Origin of the sequence: Flavobacterium sp., assembly GCF_043778725.1 — a bacterium.
GTDB lineage: Bacteria > Bacteroidota > Bacteroidia > Flavobacteriales > Flavobacteriaceae > Flavobacterium.
This window is the reverse complement of the sequence record NZ_JAYWFT010000015.1, coordinates 1-22705: the sequence shown is the minus strand read 5'-3', so window position 1 is coordinate 22705 and position 22705 is coordinate 1. Positions and strand designations below refer to the sequence as shown.

General features: G+C 36.7%; 20 protein-coding genes. 16 read left to right on the top strand and 4 right to left on the bottom strand.

The features are described from left to right. Positions 1–130 precede the first annotated feature (130 nt). The 16 genes from paaA to ACH2CG_RS01805 all read left to right on the top strand — a co-directional run bounded on the left by paaA (position 131) and on the right by ACH2CG_RS01805 (position 17329). Positions 131–1087, top strand: coding sequence for a 1,2-phenylacetyl-CoA epoxidase subunit PaaA (gene paaA, locus ACH2CG_RS01880; protein WP_395061636.1), 957 nt, complete (start codon positions 131–133; stop codon positions 1085–1087). A gap of 69 nt (positions 1088–1156) precedes the next feature. Beyond that, entirely contained in the window at positions 1157–1438 is a 282-nt protein-coding gene (gene paaB, locus ACH2CG_RS01875; RefSeq protein WP_298177646.1) for a 1,2-phenylacetyl-CoA epoxidase subunit PaaB, read from the top strand. Positions 1439–1548: 110 nt separating this feature from the next. Beyond that, positions 1549–2301 (top strand): 1,2-phenylacetyl-CoA epoxidase subunit PaaC, encoded by a 753-nt coding sequence (paaC, locus tag ACH2CG_RS01870; RefSeq protein WP_395061633.1) that lies wholly within the window; start codon positions 1549–1551, stop codon positions 2299–2301. Positions 2302–2350: 49 nt separating this feature from the next. Then, a complete protein-coding gene (gene paaD, locus ACH2CG_RS01865) occupies positions 2351–2851 on the top strand; it encodes a 1,2-phenylacetyl-CoA epoxidase subunit PaaD (protein WP_395061631.1) in 501 nt (166 codons plus the stop codon). Between the two features lie 98 nt (positions 2852–2949). Continuing rightward, positions 2950–3732 (top strand): enoyl-CoA hydratase-related protein, encoded by a 783-nt coding sequence (locus ACH2CG_RS01860; protein WP_395061629.1) that lies wholly within the window; start codon positions 2950–2952, stop codon positions 3730–3732. Between the two features lie 59 nt (positions 3733–3791). After that, positions 3792–4940 (top strand): 3-hydroxyacyl-CoA dehydrogenase NAD-binding domain-containing protein, encoded by a 1149-nt coding sequence (locus ACH2CG_RS01855; RefSeq protein WP_395061627.1) that lies wholly within the window; start codon positions 3792–3794, stop codon positions 4938–4940. A gap of 56 nt (positions 4941–4996) precedes the next feature. Beyond that, on the top strand, positions 4997–5404 hold the full coding sequence (locus ACH2CG_RS01850; RefSeq protein ID WP_395061625.1) for a PaaI family thioesterase: 408 nt from the start codon (positions 4997–4999) through the stop codon (positions 5402–5404). 322 nt (positions 5405–5726) lie between these two features. Then, positions 5727–6935 (top strand): 3-oxoadipyl-CoA thiolase, encoded by a 1209-nt coding sequence (gene pcaF / locus ACH2CG_RS01845; RefSeq protein ID WP_395061623.1) that lies wholly within the window; start codon positions 5727–5729, stop codon positions 6933–6935. Between the two features lie 93 nt (positions 6936–7028). Further along, complete coding sequence (gene paaZ, locus ACH2CG_RS01840; RefSeq protein WP_395061621.1) at positions 7029–9524, top strand: phenylacetic acid degradation bifunctional protein PaaZ; 2496 nt, start codon at positions 7029–7031, stop codon at positions 9522–9524. Positions 9525–9645: 121 nt separating this feature from the next. Then, a complete protein-coding gene (locus ACH2CG_RS01835) occupies positions 9646–10641 on the top strand; it encodes a virulence RhuM family protein (protein ID WP_395061619.1) in 996 nt (331 codons plus the stop codon). Between the two features lie 68 nt (positions 10642–10709). Beyond that, a complete protein-coding gene (locus ACH2CG_RS01830; protein WP_395061617.1) occupies positions 10710–11459 on the top strand; it encodes an enoyl-CoA hydratase/isomerase family protein in 750 nt (249 codons plus the stop codon). Between the two features lie 76 nt (positions 11460–11535). Further along, on the top strand, positions 11536–12132 hold the full coding sequence (locus ACH2CG_RS01825; RefSeq protein ID WP_395061615.1) for a transferase hexapeptide repeat family protein: 597 nt from the start codon (positions 11536–11538) through the stop codon (positions 12130–12132). Between the two features lie 39 nt (positions 12133–12171). After that, complete coding sequence (locus ACH2CG_RS01820; protein ID WP_395061613.1) at positions 12172–13464, top strand: dihydrolipoamide acetyltransferase family protein; 1293 nt, start codon at positions 12172–12174, stop codon at positions 13462–13464. Further along, the gene (locus ACH2CG_RS01815) at positions 13465–14127 is read left to right on the top strand and encodes an endonuclease/exonuclease/phosphatase family protein (RefSeq protein ID WP_395061611.1); all 663 of its coding nucleotides are present in this window, start codon (positions 13465–13467) and stop codon (positions 14125–14127) included. 32 nt (positions 14128–14159) lie between these two features. After that, positions 14160–15227, top strand: coding sequence for a branched-chain amino acid aminotransferase (locus ACH2CG_RS01810; protein WP_395061609.1), 1068 nt, complete (start codon positions 14160–14162; stop codon positions 15225–15227). A gap of 56 nt (positions 15228–15283) precedes the next feature. Continuing rightward, complete coding sequence (locus tag ACH2CG_RS01805) at positions 15284–17329, top strand: thiamine pyrophosphate-dependent enzyme (RefSeq protein WP_395061607.1); 2046 nt, start codon at positions 15284–15286, stop codon at positions 17327–17329. A 156-nt stretch (positions 17330–17485) separates the two neighbouring features. Here the strand turns inward: ACH2CG_RS01805 and ilvA are convergent, their stop codons facing one another. From ilvA to ilvB, 4 genes are all read right to left on the bottom strand, one after another. Then, positions 17486–18733, bottom strand: coding sequence for a threonine ammonia-lyase IlvA (gene ilvA / locus ACH2CG_RS01800; protein WP_395061605.1), 1248 nt, complete (start codon positions 18731–18733; stop codon positions 17486–17488). 81 nt (positions 18734–18814) lie between these two features. Beyond that, a complete protein-coding gene (gene ilvC, locus ACH2CG_RS01795; RefSeq protein WP_395061603.1) occupies positions 18815–20293 on the bottom strand; it encodes a ketol-acid reductoisomerase in 1479 nt (492 codons plus the stop codon). 214 nt (positions 20294–20507) lie between these two features. After that, on the bottom strand, positions 20508–21095 hold the full coding sequence (gene ilvN, locus ACH2CG_RS01790) for an acetolactate synthase small subunit (protein ID WP_395061601.1): 588 nt from the start codon (positions 21093–21095) through the stop codon (positions 20508–20510). A 103-nt stretch (positions 21096–21198) separates the two neighbouring features. After that, positions 21199–22705: biosynthetic-type acetolactate synthase large subunit (gene ilvB / locus ACH2CG_RS01785; protein ID WP_395061599.1), on the bottom strand; the 1507-nt coding region annotated here is incomplete at its 5' end.

The window sequence follows — 22705 nt, the reverse complement described above, 5'->3', positions numbered from 1 at the left end:
GAATTTGCGGTAAAAAAATGTGTTAAAATCCGTTAAATCTGTGGAAAAAAAAATAAAATAATAATAGTTCAAAGTTACTGCAAAGTAGAATATTACGGCGACTGAACACTGAACACTAATTCAAAAAATTATGTCAGAACACGAAGTAAAAAACCTAGAAGAAATTTTCGACGCACGAATTGCAAGAGACGAAAAAATCGAACCAAAAGACTGGATGCCTGAAAAGTACCGTCAAACACACATTCGTCAAATTTCCCAACACGCACATTCCGAAATTGTCGGCATGTTACCAGAAGGAAATTGGATAACTCGCGCACCTTCTTTAAAAAGAAAAGTAGCGCTTTTAGCCAAAATTCAAGACGAAGCCGGACATGGTTTGTACTTATATTCAGCCTGCGAAACACTGGGAATTTCTCGCGAAGAATTATACGACCAGCTGCATTCTGGAAAAGCAAAATATTCAAGTATTTTTAATTATCCAACACTTACTTGGGCAGATATGGGAGCAATCGGTTGGCTAGTTGACGGCGCAGCAATCATCAATCAAGTGCCATTAACAACAACGTCATTCGGACCTTATGCTCGCGCTATGGTTCGTGTATGTAAAGAAGAAAGTTTCCATCAACGACAAGGTTTTCAAATTATGATGACTCTTGCAGAAGGAACTCCTGAACAAAAAGAAATGGCGCAGGACGCACTAAACAGATGGTGGTTTCCATCGTTAATGATGCTAGGACCAACTGATGCAGAATCCATTCATACAGAACAATCAATGAAATGGAAATTGAAACGCAAAACCAACGACGAATTGCGTCAACAATTTGTAGATCAAACTGTTCCACAAGCGCACATGATCGGACTTACAATTCCAGATCCAACACTAAAATTCAACGAAGAAACCAAACATTACGAATTTGGCGAACTAGATTGGGACGAATTCTGGCAAGTAGTAAAAGGCCACGGACCATGCAATAAAGAACGAATTTCTGCCAGAGTAAACGCTTGGAATAACGGAAAATGGGTTCGCGATGCAGCAATGGCGTATGCTGAAAAACAAGCAAACAAAGAAGTAAAACAAGCAATATAATACTACAAGTCTGTCCTCCTGAGCGCAGTCGAAGGACTCATAAGTAGAAAAAATATAATTAGTAAGAATATGAAAAACTGGCCACTTTGGGAAGTATTTATAAGAAGTAAAAACGGATTAGAACACCGCCATTGCGGAAGTTTACACGCAAGCGATGCAACAATGGCATTAGAAAACGCTCGCGATGTTTACACGCGACGTATGGAAGGCGTTAGCATTTGGGTTGTTCCATCAGCACAAATCACAGCTTCAAATCCAGACGACAGCGCAGAACTTTTCGATCCAGCAAAAGACAAAGCGTATCGTCATCCAACATTCTATGAATTACCAGACGAATTAAAACACATGTAGAATTTGTTTTCAATTAAATCTAGTTGATTTAAAGATAATTAAAATTCGTGAAATTTATTTAACACAATGAATTCGTGCAAATTCGTGCAATTCGTGTCAAAAACAAAAAAATGAACAACAATTTAATTCAATACATCTACGGAATTGCAGATAATTCTCTAATTCTAGGTCAACGTCTAGGCGAACTTTGCGGTCACGGTCCAAGTTTAGAAACAGATATCGCAATGACGAATATTTCTCTAGATTTATTCGGTCAAGTGCGAAGTTATTACCAATATGCAGCCCAATTAATCGGAGGTGATGCCACAGAAGATACGATTGCATTCCTAAGAAAAGAAAGAGAATATAAAAACGTTTTGTTGGTAGAACAACCTAATCAAGATTTTGCATATTCTATTGCAAGACAGTTTTTATTTGATGTCTATCATTTATTAGTTTTACAAGAATTACATAATAGCAAAGACGAAACGTTATCGGCTATTGCCAAAAAAAGCATCAAAGAAGTTTCGTATCACACAAGATTTTCTTCCGATTGGATTAGAAGATTAGGCGACGGAACTGAAGAAAGTCATAACCGAATCCAAACAGCAATTAACGATTTATGGATTTTCACCGACGAATTATTTCATCAAACAGACGCAGATAAAGCAATGGTCTTTGAAGGAATTGGAGCTGATGTAACGCTTTTGAAATCAAATTACTTTAAAAAAGTAAACGAAATTTTAGAAGAATCAACGTTAGAAATTCCAACAATTGAATACTTCCAAAAAGGAGGAAAACAAGGAATTCACAGCGAACATATGGGGTACATTCTAACTGAATTACAATTCATGCAACGCGCGTATCCAAACATGACTTGGTAAAATATAATTTGTCATTCTGAACTTGTTTCAGAATCTCAAAAAAACAAAAATGACAGAAGAACTAACACATATCGACCAAAATCTCTTCGAAATACTAGAAACAGTATCCGATCCAGAAATTCCAGTATTATCAATAATGGAAATGGGAGTAGTGCGTTCTGCCAAAGTTATAAATGATAATGTTGAGGTTCAAATTACACCAACTTACAGCGGTTGCCCAGCAATGGACGTAATAGCAGACGATATCAAATTAGCATTCAAACAAAAAGGCTACGAAGCCAAAATAGAACTAATCCTTTCGCCAGCATGGACAACCGATTGGATTACTCCAAAAGGCAGATTAGCATTAGAAAAATACGGAATTGCTTCACCATTATCAGAATCAGCAGATAAAGAAGCACTTCTAGGTAATAAAAAGTTAGTAAAATGTCCGCAATGCGGTTCATTCAACACAAAATTAGTAAGTCAATTTGGTTCCACAGCATGCAAAGCATTTTTCCAATGCGAAGATTGCCTAGAACCTTTCGACTACTTTAAATGTTTAAAATAATAAGATTAACGATTGCTGAATGTTGATTTTTGATTTATGAAGTTTAAATGTTCTAAAATCAAAAATCGTTATTCTTCAATCTTCAACAAATATTAGGTATGAGCAATTCAATAGAACTAAAAATTGAAAACAATGTAGCGTGGATTTCACTCAACAGACCAGAAGTTTTCAATAGTTTCAATCGTGAAATGGCATTTCTGTTACAAGAAACTTTAGATAATTGTGAAAACGATAAAAATGTTCGTGCAATAGTTATAACTGGAAACGGAAAAGCATTTTGTGCTGGACAAGACCTAAAAGAAGTAACTGATCCAGAGTTAAATCCAGGTTTCAGAAAAATATTAGAAGAACACTACAATCCAATTATCCAAAAAATCAGAAACATCGAAAAACCAATTATTGCTGCAGTAAATGGTGTTGCTGCTGGAGCTGGAGCAAACATTGCTTTAGCTTGTGATATTGTTGTAGCTGCCGATCACGCAAGTTTCATTCAAGCTTTCAGCAAAATCGGATTAATACCAGATAGCGCAGGAACATTTTTTCTTCCAAGATTAATTGGTTTTCAAAGGGCAACAGCTTTAATGATGCTTGGAGACAAAGTTTCCGCTGAAGAAGCATTAAATATGGGAATGATTTATAAAATTTATCCAACATCATTTTTTGAAGAAGAAGTAATGACATTGGCAAAAACTTTAGCTCTAATGCCAACAAAAGCAATCGGTTTAACCAAAAGATTATTAAATCAATCTATGACCAATAATCTAGAACAACAACTAGCTTTAGAAAGTGATTTACAAATTGAAGCCAGTTCGTCAAACGATTATAAAGAAGGAGTAACCGCTTTCGTAGAAAAAAGAAAACCAGAATTTAGAGGGAACTGATTTCCTAACAGGTTTCCAAAACCTGTTAGGTTTATTAAAACAAATAAATCAAGAATAAAATGAAAGTAGCTATTATTGGTAGTGGAACAATGGGAAGTGGCATAGCACAAGTTGCCGCAACAGCTGGTTGCGAAGTAAAAATTTACGATACCAATATCGATGCGCTTGCCAAAAGCAAATCCAATCTCGAAAATACGCTATCGAAATTAGTAGAAAAAGCAAAAATAGACATGCACGAAAAATCTAGAATCGAAGATAACATTTCCTACGCACACACATTAGGTGAATTATCGCATTCCGATTTAGTCATCGAAGCCATAATTGAAAATATGGAAATTAAGCGAAAATTATTTTCTGAACTAGAAAATTACGTCTCGCCCGAAACCATTTTAGCATCCAATACATCTTCATTATCAATAGCTTCCATTGCTGCTTCTTGCCAAAAATCAGAACGCGTCATTGGAATTCACTTTTTTAATCCAGCACCATTAATGCAATTGGTTGAGGTAATTCCAGCCGTTCAAACTAGCGAAGAAGTTTTGAAATCAACAATCAAAATCATCTCCGATTGGAAAAAAGTAGTAGCCGTTGCCAAAGACACTCCAGGATTTATAGTAAACCGAGTTGCAAGACCTTTTTACAGCGAAAGTCTTCGCATTTACGATGAAGGAGTTGCCGATTTTGCAACCATCGATTGGGCTTTAAAAACGATCGGCGGTTTCCGAATGGGACCATTTGAACTAATGGATATGATTGGTCACGATGTAAATTATGTCGTAACAGAAACCGTATTCACGGCATTCTATTTCGATCCAAAATTCAAACCATCATTCACACAAAAAAGATTGTTGGAAGCAGGATTTTTAGGAAGAAAATCAGGACGCGGATTTTACAATTACAACCAAGAATTACCAAAACCAACAGAAGATTTAGCATTAGCCAAAACCATTTTCGAAAGAGTAATCGTAATGCTAATAAACGAAGCTGCCGACACACTATTTTTAAACATCGCATCGGCCAAAGACATAGACAACGCGATGACCAAAGGAGTGAATTACCCAAAAGGCTTACTAGCTTGGGCAGACGAACAAGGAATCAATTGGTGTGTAGAAAAACTAGACGAATTATACAACGAATACCACGAAGATAGATACCGATGCAGCCCGATTTTAAGAAGAATGAATAGAGAAAATAAATCTTTTTACTAAATAAAATTAGCGAACCTTGCGTAATACCTTGCGCTCTTTGCGGTTAAAACAAACAAATGGAAGGAACCAAAATACCATACAAAATGCTCTCTCAAGATGCCTACAGCCAATGGCTAGGTATCGAAATTCTCGAATGCGAAATCGGTCGTTGCAAAGTCGCCATGACGGTTCGCAAAGAGATGCTCAACAGTATGCACAAAGCCCACGGTGGAATCACCTATTCGTTAGCCGACACCGCTTTCGGATTTGCTGCTAACACGCACGGTAAATTTTCAGTTTCCATCGAAACGTCAATAAATCACATCGAAGCCGTGAACGAAGGCGATTATTTAACCGCCGAATCAGTAATAGAAAAAGTAAATAACAAACTAGGATTCAATATCATAGAGGTAAAACGAGGCAACGAATTAGTAGCATTATTCAAGGGCGTAGTTTATCGCACCCAAAAAGATTGGGAAGAATAGAAACTGTCAGACTGAGTTTGTCGAAGTCAGGAGCGAATCGCTTGGGCATTTTCAATAAAGGCAATTCCTGCTTTCCGTTCCAAGTCCCGAAAAAATCGGGAGCTTTCCTCTCCAATCAGGGCTAATAAGGAAATGTATTGAATAGAAAATAAAATAAATATGAAATATAAAAAAGCTTGGCGCCTTAGCGTCTTTGCGAGAGAACAAAACTTAGCGAACCTTGCGTAAAACCTTGCGCTCTTTGCGGTTAAATAAAATAAAAACAAAATAAGTTCAAAGTTGAGCAACTGAAAACTGCCAACTGAAAACTGCCAACTGAAATATGGAAGCATACATAATAGACGGAGTAAGAACTCCAATCGGAAGTTACCAAGGAACACTAGCATCGGTTCGCCCAGATGATTTAGGAGCATTGGTCATCAAAACCGTAGTAGAAAATAATCCAAACATTCCAAAAGAAGCCTACGACGACGTAATCATAGGTTGCGCCAATCAATCGGGTGAAGACAATCGTAATGTAGCTAGAATGTCACTTTTATTAGCAGGATTACCATATACCGTTCCAGGCGAAACCGTAAACCGTCTTTGCAGTTCAGGATTATCAGCAATAATCCACGCAAATCGTGCTATAAAAGCAGGTGACGGACACATCTTTATAGCAGGCGGAATCGAAAACATGACACGCGGACCATTAGTAGTTTCCAAACCATCATCAGCGTATGGAACCGATTCTAAAATGTACGATACCAGTTTTGGTTGGAGATTTATAAATCCAAAACTACACGAAATGTACGGCACAGATGCAATGGGTGAAACTGCCGAAAATCTAGTAGAAAAATATAATATTTCTCGTGAAGATCAAGATGCGTTCGCTTTAAATAGCCAACAAAAAGCAACAGCAGCCCAAACTTCAGGAAGATTAGCCAAAGAAATAGTAACGGTAGAAATTCCACAAAGAAAAGGCGATGCGATTCAATTTTCAAAAGATGAATTCATCAAACCAACCACATCAATGGAAGGTTTGTCAAAATTACGTCCAGCTTTCAAAAAAGACGGAAGTGTAACAGCAGGAAACGCCTCTGGTTTAAATGACGGAGCTTGCGCAACAATAATTGCATCAGGAGAAGCTGTTAAAAAATACAATTTAAAACCATTGGCTCGAATTGTAAGTTCATCGGTGGTAGGAGTAGAACCAAGAATTATGGGAATTGGTCCAGTAGAAGCGACCAAAAAAGCTCTTGAAAAAGCAGGCTTAACATTAGACCAAATCGATATTATAGAGTTAAACGAGGCTTTTGCTGCACAAAGTATAGCATGCATCCGTGAGTTAGGATTACAAGATAACGATCCTAGAATAAATCCAAATGGTGGCGCAATAGCAATCGGACATCCATTAGGAGTAACAGGAGCAAGAATCGCCTATTCAGCTGCATTAGAGTTACAACTAACAGGAAAAAGATACGCATTAATAACAATGTGTATCGGCGTTGGTCAAGGCTATGCCGCAATAATCGAACGCATAGCTGAATAGCCGTTGGCTTTAGCTAATGGAAAATAATTTGTGAAAATTTGTGTAATTCGTGGCAAAAAAAATCTGCGAATCTGTGGCAAAAAAATATAGAGTATGACTAAAACACAACATTACGTACAAGGAAAATGGACTTCAGCAACTGGAGATGGAAAACCGTCTTACGATGCAGTTACTGGCGAATTCATCGCAGAAACTTCTGTTGAAGGATTAGATATCCCAGCCATTTTACACTACGGAAGAACAAAAGGTGGTGAAAAACTGCGCAAAATGACCTTCCAAGAACGCGGCAATATGATTAAAAGTTTGGCGATGTATTTGACCAAACGCAAAGAAGCTTTTTACGAAATCAGTTATCGAACCGGAGCAACTCGCATCGATTCATGGATTGACATCGAAGGCGGATTCGGAAATTTATACGCTAACGCTTCGTTGCGAAAATTATTCCCAAATCAACCTTATCATGTAGAAGGCGATCCAATCGATTTGTCGAAAGGCGGCCGATTTATGGCGCATCATATTTTGGTTCCGAAAAAAGGAGTGGCGATTCACATCAACGCTTTCAATTTTCCAATTTGGGGAATGTTAGAAAAATGCGCTTGCAATTGGATGGCAGGAATGCCAGCAGTTGTATTGCCAGCGCCAGTTACCGCTTATTTAACCGAAGCAGTTGTAAGAGAAATTATTGCATCCAATATATTACCAGAAGGCGCATTGCAATTAATTTCAGGGACTGCCAGAAACATTTTTGATACTGTTGAAAGCCAAGACGTAATCACATTTACAGGTTCGGCAACAACAGGAAGATTACTAAAATCACATCCAAGAATACTACAAGAATCAGTTCCGTTTACGATGGAAGCTGATAGTTTGAACGCATCAATTTTAGGAGAAGATGCTATTCCAGGAACACCAGAATTTGATTTATTCATCAATCAAGCACGAAGCGAAATCACTGTAAAAGCAGGCCAAAAATGTACTGCAATTCGCCGTATGATTGTTCCAGAAAAACTTATGGATGACGTTCAATCAGCTCTTTCAAAATCGTTAGATAAAGTTGCTATTGGTGACCCAAGATTAAAAGAAGTCCGAATGGGTGCTATGGTGAGTAAAGAGCAAGTCGATGTCTTAAAAGGAAGAGTTCAAGAATTATCAAAATCTGCTAAAATTGTTTACGGCGATTTAGAAAAAACGAAGTTAATCGGAGCAGATGAAAAAGGTGCTTTCGTTAGTCCAATTTTACTTCGAGAAGACAATCCGTTTACCAATCTAGCCGTTCACGAAACCGAAGCTTTTGGTCCAGTTTCAACAATAATGCCCTACAAAAATTTAGACGAAGCTATTGAATTAGCCCAAATGGGTAAAGGTTCATTAGTATCGTCAATAGTTACAAATTCAGACGAAATTGCCAAAGAATACGTAGTAAATGCAGCATCACATCACGGTAGAATTTTAGTTCTAAATCGTGAAAATGCCAAACAAAGTACAGGTCACGGTTCGCCATTGCCGTTGTTAGTTCACGGTGGTCCAGGTCGTGCAGGTGGCGGTGAAGAAATGGGTGGAGTTCGCGGAATCAAACATTATATGCAACGTTGCGCTATTCAAGGTTCACCAACTACTTTAACTGAAATTACAGGAATTTATCAAGCGAATTCAGCCTATAAAGAAATCACGCAACATCCGTTTCAATACCATTGGGAAGACATCCAACCCGGAATGTCATTACGAACGCATAACCGAACAGTAACCGATACTGATATCATTAATTTTGCCAACATCACTTGGGACCATTTCTATGTACACACTGATATTACTTCGCTTGATGGAAGTATTTTCAAAAAACGAACCGCTCACGGCTACTTCATTTTAGCGGCAGCAGCAGGTTTGTTCGTTTATCCAAATAAAGGTCCAGTTGCCGCAAATTACGGATTGGAAGAATGCCGTTTCTTGCGTCCAATTTATCATAACGATACAGTTTATGTGCGTTTAACGTGCAAACAAAAAGTCGATAGAGATGTCGCTTCAGCCGAACATCCAAGCGGAATTGTAAAATGGTTTGTTGAGGTTTTTGATACCGAAAACGAATTGGTAGCAGTAGCCACAATACTAACTATGGTGCAGAAAAAACAAGAAGTTTTCGTTGAAATGACAGATGCTAAAATCCAAGAATGTCTGAATAAACTAACTGAAAATTCAAAACCAAGTTGGGGAATTTTAACGCCGCAACATTTGTTAGAACATTTGGAAGAAGGCTACCGAATCATGTCAGGAAAAATTCAAGATTTCGAAATTGCCACACCCGAAAAAATTTTGGATAAAGTCCATAATTCGTTATATAATTATGACAAATTTCCAATGGGAACTTCTTTTCCAACTATGAAAAAAGGAGAAGTAGAAGCTTTAATTCATCCCGATTTTGATACAGCCAAAGCCAAATTTTTTGAAGCAAGAGAAAATTATAAAACCTTTTTCAAAGAAAATCCAGAAGCGGTTTTAAAGAATATGGTTTTCGGAGAAATGAATAAATACGCCTCCTATCTATTAGAAAGAAAGCATTTGAACCATCATTTTGAACAATTTAATATTTTGTAAAATAATGATTAGGAGCTAATCCTGCTATCCGCTATATCTTTTCCTTTTTAAAGAAAAAAGAAAAAGGATGCCGCTACTATCAGGGCTAAAAAATCAGAATTCAATAACAACATTTTCTTAAATGGAAAACCAATTAAATAATTTTATTCTCTACTCAACACCATCTGGCGAAGTTCGTGTTAATGTTTTATTGGAAAACGAAACCGTTTGGCTAACGCAAAAAGCAATGTCATTGCTATTTGATTGTAGTGTCGATAATATTTCATTGCATTTGAAAAACATTGACAAATCGGGAGAACTTGAACTAAAGTCAGTTATCGAGGAAATCTCGACAACTGCTTCTGACGGGAAAAAATATAAAACCAAATTCTATAATCTAGATGCAATAATATCTGTTGGATATAGAGTAAATTCTTCAAAAGCAACACAATTCAGAATTTGGGCAACCCAAACCTTAAAAGAATATATTGTTAAAGGATTTGTTTTAGATGATCATCGTTTAAAACAAGGGCAAACACTTTTTGGAAAAGATTATTTCAGAGAATTGTTGCAAAGAGTTCGTTCAATACGAGCTAGTGAACGTAGAATTTATCAGCAAATAACGGATATATTTGCTGAATGCAGTATTGATTATGATAAGAATTCAGAAACTACAAAACTATTTTTTGCAACGGTTCAAAATAAATTTCATTTTGCTATTTCGGGAAACACTGCTGCCGAAATCATTTTTAAAAAAGCGGATAGTACCAAAGAGAATATGGGTTTAACTACATGGAAAAATGCACCAGATGGTCGCGTTTTAAAACAAGATGTTATTGTAGCCAAAAACTATTTGCAAGAAAAAGAAATCAAACAACTAGAAAGAACTGTTACTGGATATTTCGATTATATCGAAGGACTAATCGAACGACAAAACACATTTTCAATGACTCAATTAGCCGAAAGTGTCAATAAATTTCTAACATTCAATGATTATAAAATACTAGAAGGAAACGGAAAAACTTCAAAATTAACAGCAGACAAAAAAGCAATAAATGAATATGAAATCTTTAATAAAACGCAAAAAATTATTTCAGATTTCGACAAACAAATAAAAAAAATAACGAATGATGATTAACGATTGTTGATTTTTGAAGTTTTACATAATTCAAAAATCAACAATCGTTAATCAACAAATAAATCATTATGAACGCATACGTAAAACAAGAAATAAAAAACAACATCGCCACAATCGAGTTTTTTCATCCTGAACAAAACTCGTTGCCAAGCGATATTTTAGCACAATTAGCCAACACAATAACTGATGTTGGAAATAATAGCGAAGTAAAAGTAATCATCCTAAAAAGTGGTGGCGACCGAACCTTTTGCGCAGGAGCGAGTTTTCAAGAACTAATTTTCATAAACGATGCAGCAACCGGAAAAGTATTCTTTTCAGGATTTGCCAACGTAATTAACGCCATGCGAAAATGTCCAAAATTCATCATCGGAAGAATTCAAGGAAAAACTGTTGGTGGCGGAGTAGGAATAGCAGCAGCAACCGATTATTGTATGGCAACAAAATTCGCAGCAATAAAATTATCAGAACTAAACGTTGGAATCGGACCATTTGTAGTTTCGCCTGCCATCGAAAGAAAAATGGGAGTTTCGGCAATGTCACAAATTGCAATCGACGCCAACACATTTTATGAGGCAAATTGGGCAAAAGAAAAAGGTTTGTTTGCGCTAGTATTTGAAAATATAGAAGAAATGGACGAAGCCGTTCAAAAATTCGCTGAACATTTATGCACCTACAATCCCGAAGCCATGCTCGAAATGAAAAAAGTTTTTTGGAGAGGAACAGAAGATTGGGATAATTTATTAGCCGAAAGAGCCGCTATTAGTGGAAGATTAGTATTGTCTGATTTTACAAAAGAAACGTTGAAGAAATTTAAGTAATTGTATACTGTAAAATGTATATTGTATACAGAAAAGTGCAATATACATTATACAACAATACATTATAAAATAAAAAATGATATACGAATTCAAAGGGTTCATCCCAGTAATACACGAAAGTAGTTTCATCCATCCGCAAGCTGCGGTAACGGGTAATGTCATTATTGGGAAAAATGTATATGTTGGACCAGGAGCAGCTATTCGTGGTGACTGGGGAGAAATTATCATTGAAGACGGTTGTAACGTTCAAGAGAATTGCACGATTCATATGTTTCCAGGAAAGTCAATGGTCTTGAAAGCCGGAGCGCACATCGGTCACGGAGCGATTATTCACGGAGCAAATATTGGTGCGAATTGCTTAGTCGGAATGAACGCCGTAATTATGGATGACGTAAATATTGGCGATGAATGTATTATTGGTGCTTTAAGTTTCATAAAAGCAGGAATGCAAATCCAAAACCGAAAAATGGTAGTAGGAAATCCAGCCACAATAATAAAAGATGTTTCCGATGAAATGATTGATTGGAAAACCAAAGGAACTGCATTGTACCAACAATTGCCACAGGAATGTTACGAAACATTGAAAGCAGTTGAGCCATTGCGTGAAATTCCAACCAATAGACCAACACAAGAAGCATTTTATAAAACATTAGAAGAATTTAAAAAATCGTAGAGACAACGCACTGCGTTGTCTGTGCAACAAAATATAAAAATGGCAATATCAGAATTCAAAATGCCCAAAATGGGTGAAAGTATATCCGAAGCAACAATAATCAGTTGGTTGAAAAACGTAGGTGATTTTGTGGAAGCCGAAGAAACCATTCTAGAAGTCGCTACCGATAAAGTCGATAGTGATGTGCCTGCGCCACTTTCGGGAGTAATTACTGAAATTCGTTTTCAAAAAGATGCTGTGGTTGAAGTTGGAACCGTTTTGGCTTTGATAGATTCTGATGGAGTTCAAGAAGCAAGAGGTCAGAAGCAAGAGGTTATAGAAAAAAGTAATGTCACACCGAGCGCAGTCGAGGTGCCACATTCAATAAAACAAAAATCGAAACTCGAAACTCGAAACTCTGACGCTTTCATTTCGCCATTAATAATCTCAATTGCACAAAAGGAAAATTTATCAATAGAAGAATTGCAAACCATTCAAGGTTCTGGTGCCGAAGGAAGATTACAAAAAAGTGATGTTTTTAATTATTTAAAGAATCGAAAATATCCAATCCTGAGTAATCCATCAACCATCAACCATCAACCAATATCTACTTATCCAAAGCCAAAAATAAATTTTGTTGAAGGAAAAGACCGAATTGTAGAAATGGACAGAATGCGCAAAATGATTGCCGATCATATGGTGTATTCTAAACAAATTTCACCACACGTGACTTCTTATATTGAAGTCGATGTTACGAATTTGGTAAATTGGAGAAATGAGAATAAAGATAAGTTTCAAGAGAAATATAATGAAAAATTGACGTTTACACCAGTTTTTGTTCAAGCCGTAGCAAAAGCGATTGTTGACTTTCCAATGATTAATGTTTCTGTTGACGAGAAAAATATCATTGTACATAACGACATTAATATCGGAATGGCAACCGCGTTACCATCAGGAAATTTAATCGTTCCTGTAGTTAGAAACGCCAACGAAAAAGATTTAGTCGCTTTAGCAACAGCTGTAAATAATTTGGCGGAAGCTTCAAGAAATAACAAACTAAAACCAGAACAAATTCAAGGAAGTACGTTCACGATTTCAAACGTAGGAACTTTTGGAAGTTTGATGGGAACACCAATTATTAACCAACCCGAAGTTGCAATTTTAGCATTAGGAATCATAAAAAAACGTCCCGAAGTTATCACAACCGAAAAAGGTGACGAAATCGCCATCAGAAGCATGATGTATCTTTCTTTATCGTTCGACCATAGAGTAGTGGACGGATTTTTAGGAGGTTCATTCTTACGAAAAGTTGGCGATTATTTAGAACAATTTGACTTGGAAACCAAAATTTAGATGAAGATTTTAACTTGGAATGTTGAACGAATTAAGAAATTTAAAAATCAGAATTTAGCAAATGTAATAAATTCGTATGATGCTGATATTTTGGTTTTAACAGAAACAAGTTCAAAGTTAGATTTTAGTGAAAAGTATAAAAATAGTTCAACAGAAAAATTAGTTCCAAATCATGATGGGGTTAATTATGAAAGTGAAGAAAATAGAACGACAATTTGGACAAAGTATGAAATTGTAAAAGAGCACAAAACATTTGATAATTTCACAAGTATTTGTACAGAAATAAAAACAGAATTCGGAATATTAAATGTTTACGCAACAATTATTGGCATTTTTGGAGGAAAAGGAGAACGTTTTAAAAGTGATTTATCTGGTCAACTAGAAGATTTTAAAAATTTTGAAGTAAAAAATTTTAATTGTATTGTAGGCGATTTGAATGTATTTTTTTCAGGATATGCTTACCCAAGTCATCAAGCGAGAAACCTTTTAAACGAAACTTTTCAAAATTTGAAAATGAAAAATTTAACATCAGAAATAGAAAATAATGTAGACCATATTGTTTTAAGTGAAAAATTTCTAGCTAATAGAAAAATTGAAATCCAAACATGGAATTTAGACAAGAAATTAAGTGATCACATAGGAATATGCATAACCATAAATTAAAATTTGACACAACAAACACAACGATATAAATTATGACAGAGCGTATGACATCAGAAATAAAAATAACCAAAGTCACACAATCAAGAGTTTCAGAAGTGAATCTTGAAAACATAACAATGGGAACCAATTTTACCGATTACATGTTTATTTGTGATTATGAAAATGGCGAATGGCAAAATCCAAGAATTGAACCTTTGGCATTAATTCCAACGCATCCTGCAGCAATGGCTTTACATTACGGACAAGCGATTTTTGAAGGAATGAAAGCGACTTTAGGAAAAGACGGAACGCCATTATTATTCCGCCCAGAAGAAAATGCAAAACGAATGAATTTTAGTGCTGACCGAATGGGAATGCCACTATTTCCAGAAGATTTATTCGTGGAAGCATTAAAACAATTTACCGCTTTAGAGAAAAATTGGATTCCAACTTCAACAGGAAGTGCTTTGTATTTGCGTCCGTTTATGTATGCTGACGAAGCTTTTATTGGAATGCGTGCAGCAACGAGTTTCAAATTTATAGTAATGGCATCGCCAGCTGGACCATTTTTCAGTAGAAAAATTAAATTATACGCAGAAAAAAAATACGTTCGTGCCGTAAATGGTGGAACAGGAGAAGCCAAAGCAGCCGGAAATTACGCAGCAGCCATTCGTCCAACAGAATACGCAAAAGCTAAAGGTTTTGACCAAGTTTTATGGTTAGACGCCCAAGATTTTGAATACATTCAAGAAGTTGGAACGATGAATATTTTCTTCAAAATTGATGGAAAATTCATTACGCCAAGTTTAACAGGTTCAATTTTATCAGGAATTACTCGAATGAGTGTGATCGATTTATTACGAAGCAAAGGATTTGAAGTAATCGAAAGACCTATCAAAATGTCTGAAATTATCGAAGCGTCTCAAAACGGAACTTTAGAAGAAGCTTTCGGAACAGGAACAGCAGTAGGAATTGCGATGGTTGAAGAAATCGGAAACAACGATTTATCAATCAAATTTCCAGAAGCGAATCCAGTTTCTGTTATGGTAAATGATACTTTGAACGCTATTAAAGTTCAAGATGTCAAAGACGAATTTGGTTGGATTGTAGAAGCGAAATAATTTTATATTACAACCCTGTCAGAGTTTAAAACTCTGACAGGGTTTATTAAAAAGACATGTTAGAAAAAAAAATACTAGAAAAAGCATTTACTACAATGGCAACTGCGAAAGCAATGGCGACTTTGTATGAAGATAATTTCAAAATAGTTTCCAAATACGTACACGCAACTTCACGCGGACACGAAGCGATTCAAATTGCGATGGCGATGCAACTTTTGCCACAAGATTATGCGTTTCCGTATTATCGTGATGATGCGATGCTATTGGGAATTGGGATGCAACCTTACGATTTGATGTTGCAATTGATGGCAAAAAAAGATGATCCGTTTTCGGGCGGAAGAACCTATTATTGTCATCCAAGTTTGAAAGATGCAGATAAACCCAAAATTCCGCACCAATCATCGGCTACAGGAATGCAAGCTATTCCAGCAACTGGTGCAGCGATGGGTTTTTGGTATAAAGAAAATATCGGAATTCAAGATACTCATCAAGAGAAACCATTAGTTGTATGTTCGCTTGGTGATGCATCGGTAACCGAAGGAGAAATCGCCGAAGCATTACAAATGGCAGCTTTAAAACAACTACCTATTTTATATTTAGTACAAGATAACGGTTGGGATATTTCGGCAAATGCGGCGGAAACTCGTGCTCAAAATGCGTTTGAATATGCCAAAGGTTTCCACGGAATTGAAGCCATTTCTATCGATGGAGCCAATTTTACAGAAAGCTATTTAGCGGTTCAAAAAGTAGTAAAAACCATTCGTGAAGAACGTCGTCCGTTTTTGGTTCATGCTAAAGTTCCGCTGTTGAATCACCATACATCTGGAGTTCGAATGGAATGGTATCGTGACGATTTGGAAGAAGCGCAATCTCGTGATCCTTTTCCAGTTTTGATAAAACAATTATTGGAAGTTGGATTTACAAATGAAGAAATTCAAACTATAGAAAATACGGCTGTTGCCAAAGTCCAAGCTGATTTTGATAAAGCGCAACTAGCAGAAGATCCAACTCCAGAGGATTTATTTACGCACGATTTTGCTCCAACTCCAATCACAGAAGAAGTTGGCGAACGAAATCCTGAGCGTGAAGATAAGGTTGTGATGGTAGATTGCGCGCTTTTTGCAGTCGAAGAATTAATGAAAAAACATCCAGAATGTTTGTTGTACGGACAAGACGTTGGTGGAAGATTAGGCGGTGTTTTTAGAGAAGCAGCGACTTTAGCCCAAAAATTCGGAGACGAACGCGTGTTTAATACGCCAATTCAAGAAGCATTTATTGTTGGTTCAACCGTCGGAATGTCAGCTGTTGGTTTAAAACCGATTGTTGAGGTTCAGTTTGCCGATTATATTTGGCCAGGATTGAACCAATTGTTCACCGAAGTCAGTCGCTCGTGTTATTTATCCAACGGAAAATGGCCTGTTAGCATGATTTTGCGTGTTCCAATTGGTGCTTATGGAAGTGGCGGACCTTATCATTCGTCGTCTGTAGAAAGTGTTTTGACTAATATTCGCGGAATAAAAATCGCGTATCCAAGCAATGGTGCCGACTTAAAAGGATTGTTGAAAGCGGCTTATTACGACCCAAATCCTGTGGTGATTTTGGAACATAAAGGTTTGTATTGGAGTAAAGTAAAAGGAACGGATGCCGCAAGAGTAAACGAACCAAGTGAAGATTATTTTTTGCCATTTGGAAAAGCGAATATCGTTCAAGAAATTTGGGAACAAGAAACCGACGAAACTATTACGGTAATTACATACGGAATGGGAGTTCATTGGGCATTGAATGCTTCGTCAACGATGAAAAACCAAGTCGAAATTATCGATTTGCGAACGTTGTATCCATTAGACGAAGAAGCGATTTTCAAATCGGTTAAAAAAGCTAAAAAATGCCTTGTCGTAACCGAAGAGCCAACCAATAATTCTTTCGCTAGAAGTTTAGCTGGATTGATTCAGGAAAAGTGTTTCAAATATTTGGATGCGCCAGTAATGGTAATCGGTTCAGAGAATATGCCAGCGATTCCTTTGAATAGTGTTTTGGAGTTTACGATGATTCCGAATGTGGATAAAGTACGATTGAAAATGGAGGAACTTTTGAGGTATTAGTTTCTTAGAAATTCTACCTCTATTCAATACAAAACCTATTTAGCCCTGATTGGAGAAGTTACCTCGTAACTCGGAAAGCAGGAATAAGGAAACCAAAAAGAACCAAGCCATTCGCTCCCAATAAAAAAAAACGGCAACATTATTGCTGCGGTTTTATTAGTTATTAATCAATTGACTGTACAAATCTTCTTTTTCGTTTAAGTAGCGGTAGTCAAATCCGTGTTGTTTCATATTGGCTTTTATGGGTTCGATGTCGTTTCTGTTTTTTAACTCCAAACCAACAATTACCGAACCGACTTCGCGACTGGTTTTCTTGGCAAATTGAAAATAGGTAATGTCGTCGTCGTCGCCCAAAATGGTATTCACAAATTCCTTCAATGCGCCAGGACGTTGCGGAAATTGAATCATGAAATAGTGCATCAATCCTTCGTAAAGTAAGGAACGTTCCTTGATTTCGGCAGTGCGCTCGATGTCGTTATTGCTTCCAGAAACGATGCAAACTACGTTTTTTCCTTTTATTCTTTCTTTGTAAAAATCCAATGCTGCGATTGTCAATGCGCCAGCAGGTTCAACAACCATGGCTTCTTCGTTATACAAGCGTAAAATTGTGGTGCACACTTTTCCTTCGGGAACCAAAATAATATCGTCGAGATTTTCTTTGCAAATTTCAAAAGTCAAATCGCCAACTTGTTTAACCGCAGCGCCATCAACAAATTTGTCGATGGTTTCTAGTGGAGTATTTCCTCCATTTTCGATAGCAGTTTTCATCGATGGTGCGCCCAAAGGTTCAACACCAATAATTTTAGTTTTCGGACTTAATTCTCTAAAAACGGTCGAAAGTCCAGCCGCCAAACCGCCGCCGCCAATAGGAACAAAAACATAATCTATAGGTTGATTTGTAGCACTTAGAATTTCTAAACCAACCGTTCCTTGACCTGCAATAACTTTGTAATCGTCAAACGGATGAATGAATTTCATGTAATTTTCTGTGGCAAATTCAACCGCCGAAGCATACGCATCATCAAAAGTATCGCCAACCAAAACTATTTCTACAAATGATTTCCCGAACAATTGTACTTGTTTTATTTTTTGCTTCGGAGTGGTTTTTGGCATGTAAATTACACCGTGAATTTGCAGTAAATTACAGGAATAGGCAACACCTTGTGCATGATTTCCGGCACTTGCACAAACAATTCCTTGTGATTTTTCGGTATCAGCAAGCGAACTCATTTTGTTGTAAGCACCACGAATTTTATACGAACGAACAACTTGCAAATCTTCACGTTTTAGTAGAATTGTGGCATCAAATTCATCGGATAAATTTCGGTTTTCAATTAGTGGCGTGTTTTGAACTACGCCATCTAATTGATTTTTTGCTTGTACTATTTCGTTAAATAAATTCATTTTTATTTTCTTTAAGCCATTAAGAAATTAAGAAAATTAAGTTCAAAGTCTATTCTCTATTTTCTATCTTCTTTTCTCTTTTTACTCCACAATTTTCTTCATAGCAGTCATCGCTTCACGCAGTTCGGCTCCACAAATTTCAATGGAATGATTTCTAATGGCAGCGTTTATTTTTACCAATTCAAAATTATCTACGTTGTTATTGGCAGTTGCATTGTAGTTTTTTCCAATCAAATTAGTGTCCACTTTTTTCATGAAATCAGCCAAAAGCGGTTTGCATGCATGATCAAACAAATAGCAACCATATTCAGCTGTATCCGAAATTACACGATTCATTTCGAATAATTTTTTTCTTGCAATTGTGTTGGCAATTAGTGGCGCTTCGTGCAACGATTCATAATATGCCGATTCGTTTTTAATTCCAGCAGAAGTCATAGTTTCGTATGCCAATTCGACTCCAGATTTTACAAAAGCTACCATCAAAGTTGCATTGTCAAAATAGTCTTGTTCCGTAATTTCAAAAGTTCCAGCTGCCGTTTTTTCAAAATCCGTTTCGCCAGTTGCTTCTCGCCAAGTCAGTAAATTTTTATCGCCATTTGCCCAATCTTCCATCATCGTTTGCGAAAAATGTCCCGATAAAATATCGTCCATGTGTTTGTTGAATAACGGCGTCATAATTTGTTTCAATTCCTCAGCAAGTTTAAAAGCTTCTACTTTTGCAGGATTCGAAAGTCGGTCCATCATGTTGGTAATTCCACCAATTTTCAAGGCTTCGGTAATCACTTCCCAACCGTATTGCACGAGTTTTGAAGCATAACCTGTATCGATTCCGTTTTCAATCATTTTGTTAAAACTCAAAATCGAACCGGTTTGCAACAAGCCACACAAAATGGTTTGTTCGCCCATCAAATCCGATTTTACTTCTGCAACAAATGACGACAATAAAACGCCAGCTTTATCGCCACCAGTTCCAACGCAATACGCTTTTGCAATTTCTAATCCGTCACCATTTGGGTCGTTATCAGAATGCACCGCGATTAATGTCGGCACACCAAATCCACGCAAATATTCTGCTCGAACTTCACTTGCAGGCGATTTTGGCGCAATCATAACCACCGTAATATCTTCACGAATTTGCGTTCCTTCTTCAACGATATTAAATCCATGCGAGTACGATAAACACGCGCCTTTTTTCATCAAAGGCACAATTTTATTGATTACAGACGTGTGCTGTTTGTCTGGAGCCAAATTTGAAACCAAGTCGGCAGTAGGAATTATTACCTCAAAAGTTCCTACTTCAAATCCGTTTTCGGTTGCATTTAAAAACGACGCTCTTTTGTTATCAATCGCTTCCTGACGTAACGCATACGCCACTTCCAATCCGCTATCACGCAAATTTTGACCTTGCGCCAAACCTTGCGCACCACAACCTATAATCACTATTTTTTTACCTTTTAATTTGGCTACACCATTTGAGAATTCTGAACTTTGCATAAAATCACACTTTCCTAATTCTTGCACTTTCAGTCGATGCGGAAGTGAGTTGAAATAATTTGACATTGTATCTATTTTAAATTTTTAGTTTGTTTTTTTGAAGCTAATCCAGCTATTCGTTTCAAGCTTTTTCCTTCGGTTTAAGTTTTTCTAGTCCCAGAAAGAGCTTCCTTTGGTCGCTTTTCTAGAATAAGAAAAACTAAAAAACCGAAGGAAAAAGGCTTTCCACTGCTATCTGGGCTAGGCGCCAGTGCTAAATTGACTGTTTGTTTTTTATAATTTACATTTCAAAAATCATACTTTTATGATTCAGGAATTCGTTGTTAATCGGTTGTTTCGTTGGATCATTTTTTTCCATATCCAACACTTTTTTATGAACACCTTCGCTTGATTTGATAATGGCAATTCGTGAACTTCTAACAAATTCAATCAAGCCATATTTATCCAATTCTTTCAGTAAATTATTCACTTCTTCATCATGACCAGTCGCTTCAAAAACCGTATAATCTTCTCTAATCACAACAGCTTTGGCACCAAATTCTCTCAGTAAACGTTCTACTTTTACATCTTTAATGATTACGGCTGTTGGCACTTTGTACAACGCCATTTGTTGCCAAATAATTTCTTCGTTGGTATTGTAATACACTTTAAAAACGTCTACAATTTTTTCTAACTGACGCACTAAATTTTTAACTACGGCTTCGGTTTCTCTAACGACTAATGTAAATCTATAAATGTCTTTGATTTCGCTCGGAGAAGTATTCAAACTTTCTAAACTAATCTTTCTACGCGAAAACATAATCGCTATTTTGTTGATTAAACCTACTTGATTTTCAGTGTAAATGGTCAACGTAAATTCTTCTTTCATTTTTTAAGTTTTTTTTTGTTTAAAGTCTAAAGTTTCAGGTTTGTGGTTAATTGATATTCTGCTTCATATTTAAATTCTGAAAACTTTAAACTTGGAACTTTTACTATATTTCTTCTTTCGATAAAACAATTTCAGCAACTCCTTTTCCTTGTGGCACCATCGGAAAAACATTGTCTTCATGAAGTACGGCCACTTCTAAAAGAAAAGAACTTTCGTGATCTAGCATTTTTTTCAATCCTTGACGCAATTCTTCACGTTTGGATATTTGCTTTCCATCAATATTGTATCCTTTGGCAACTTGCACAAAATTCGGACTCTGAATATCCGTAAACGAATAGCGTTTTTCATGAAAAAGTTCTTGCCACTGACGTACCATTCCAAGGAAACTATTGTTTAGAATTAGGATTTTTACATTCGTTTGAAATTGCATAATTGTTCCCAATTCTTGTATGTTCATTTGCGCGCCGCCATCGCCCATAATGGCAACTACTTGACGTTCTGGAGCACCAAATTTTGCCCCAATTGCAGCAGGAAGTGCATAACCCATGGTTCCTAAACCGCCACTTGTAATATTGCTTCGGGTTTTATTTTGCTTTGCATAACGACACGCCACCATTTGATGCTGACCAACATCAGTTACAATTACGGCTTCGCCATTGGTTAATTCGTTTAGAACATTAATCACTTCGCCCATGGTCAATCCGCCATCGGTTGGATTTAATTCTTTTTCAATTAAAAAAGTGGTTTCTTTTTCTCGTTTAATTTCAAATTCCTTGAACCATTCAGGATGTGTTTTTTGTTCTAGTAAATTGGTAAGCAACGGTAATGTTTCTTTACAATTTCCCCAAACAGGAACTGTAGTTTGAACGTTTTTATCAATTTCAGCAGGATCGATATCCAGATGAATGATTTGTGCCTGCTTGGCATATTTGTCTAATCTTCCGGTAACTCGGTCGTCAAATCGCATTCCGACTGCGATTAGAACATCACATTCATTAGTTAGAAAATTCGGACCGTAATTGCCGTGCATGCCTAACATTCCAACGCCAAGTGGATGATCGGTTGGAATTCCGCTCATTCCCATAATCGTCCAAGCTGCTGGTAAACCTGCTTTTTCTATGAAATTTTGAAATTCTTTTTCGGCATTGCCCAATAAAACACCTTGACCAAAAATCACAAATGGTTTTTTCGCCTGATTGATTAATGTTGCAGCTTTCTCGATATATTCTAATCGAACGATTGGTTCAGGACGATAACTTCTCACGTGAATGCAAGGACGATAGCCGATATATTCAAATAATTGAAGTTGAGCGTTTTTAGTAATGTCAATCAAAACTGGACCAGGACGACCTGTTTTTGCAAGGTAAAATGCTTTTGCTAGAACTTCGGGAATTTCCTTAGCATCGGTTATTTGGTAATTCCATTTTGTAATTGGAATCGTGATGTTGATAATATCGGTTTCTTGAAAAGCATCGGTTCCTAATAAATGTGCAAAAACCTGACCAGTGATGCAAACTAAAGGTGTAGAATCGATTAAAGCATCGGCTAAACCAGTGACTAAATTTGTCGCACCTGGACCACTTGTAGCAAAGACAACTCCAGTTTTTCCA